The sequence below is a fragment of the Nocardia aurea genome, from assembly GCF_003123685.1.
GTDB classification, from domain to species: Bacteria; Actinomycetota; Actinomycetes; order Mycobacteriales; family Mycobacteriaceae; genus Nocardia; species Nocardia aurea.
This window is the reverse complement of record NZ_QCYJ01000151.1, coordinates 1-1,387: the sequence shown is the minus strand read 5'-3', so window position 1 is coordinate 1,387 and position 1,387 is coordinate 1. Positions and strand designations below refer to the sequence as shown.

Below are 1,387 nucleotides of genomic sequence, written 5' to 3'. Positions count from 1 at the left end.
CCAGCCCTCGTCGCCCGCCTCGAGGTAGAGTCGCGCGGCCGAGCCTGCCGTCGAGGTCAGCCAGAAGATCGTCACGTCGGTGAGGAGGGCGTCCCGGTCCACCGGGGTCTGCTCCGTTCGCGCGGGGTCCCAGTCCACGAACCACTCCATGTTCCAGGCGAGCTGCCCGGCCGGTGAGTCGTTGAGCGCGTACGCCAGGGTCTGCGGCCGGGTGCCCATCTGGGTGGCGTAGCCGGAGTGCGTGTACCACCACATCTCCTGCTGCCGCGCCTGATCCCGCTCGGCTTCCGACAGCCTGTCCAGGTCGCTCGGGTCGGTCGGGGTGGACGCGTTGGCGAGCGCGTTGACGTGCACGCCGATGACCTTGTCCGGGGCGACCCGGCCGAGCTCCGGCGAGACGATGCTGCCGAAGTCGCCGCCCTGCGCGCCGTACCGCTCGTAGCCGAGGCGGTGCATCAGCTCGGCCCAGGCCCGTGCGGTGCGGTTCGATCCCCAGCCGGGCTCGCGGGTCGGGCCGGAGAACGCGAAGCCGGGCACCGACGGGATGACGAGGTGGAAGGCGTCCGCCGGGTCCGCGCCGTACGAGCGGGGGTCGGTCAGCGGGCCGATGATCTCGAGGAACTCGTACACCGTGCTCGGCCACCCGTGCGTGATGATCAGCGGGGTGGCGTCCGGCTCGGGTGATCGAACGTGCAGGAAGTGGATGTTCTGGCCGTCGATCGTGGTGGTGAACTGGGGGAAGGCGTTGAGCCGGGCCTCTTGGCGGCGCCAGTCGTAGCCGGTGCGCCAGTAGTGCACGAGCTCGGTGAGGTACTCCTTGGCGACCCCGTACGACCAGCCGACGCCGGGGAGTTCGTCGGGCCAGCGGGTCCTCGCGAGGCGGTCGTTGAGCTCGTCGAGGTCGGCCTGCGGGATGTCGACCCGGAAGGGCTGAGGTGTGTCCATGCCGCCCAGCCTGGATCCTATCCAGGCCAGGATCGTTCCTAGATCGGAGAAATCGGTCTTATGGGCATGCGGAACGGGTCGTAAGGATGGCGGAAGGAGACCTTAAGGGCGCCGCGGGAGTGTGGAGACATCGAAAGCGAAGCGGAAACCGGAAGGATGCGGTCATGCGCAAGTTCAAGCTCCAGGTCCAGACCACCGTCGACGGCTACATGGCGGGCCCGAACGGCGAGATGGACTGGATGACGTTCCCGTGGACCGACGACATCAACGCCTACATCACGGCGCTCACCGAACCGGTCGACTGCATCGTGCTGGGCCGCAGGCTCGCCGAGGGGTTCATCCCGCACTGGGCGTCGCAGCCGGAGAGCGAGGACAAGGAGTCCGTCGACTGGATGAACGACACGCCCAAGGTCGTGATCTCCAACAGCCTCACCGAGTCGCC

General features: G+C 68.3%; 2 protein-coding genes. One reads left to right on the top strand and one right to left on the bottom strand.

Annotated features, from left to right (window positions below; translation table 11 throughout):
* A partial coding sequence (locus DAT37_RS37780; RefSeq protein WP_109529751.1) for an epoxide hydrolase family protein occupies positions 1 to 945 on the bottom strand: 945 nt, incomplete at its 3' end.
* Between the two features lie 164 nt (positions 946 to 1,109).
* Between DAT37_RS37780 and DAT37_RS37775 the strand changes: the two genes are divergently transcribed.
* The coding region (locus tag DAT37_RS37775; RefSeq protein ID WP_198654641.1) for a dihydrofolate reductase family protein at positions 1,110 to 1,387 on the top strand (278 nt) is incomplete at its 3' end.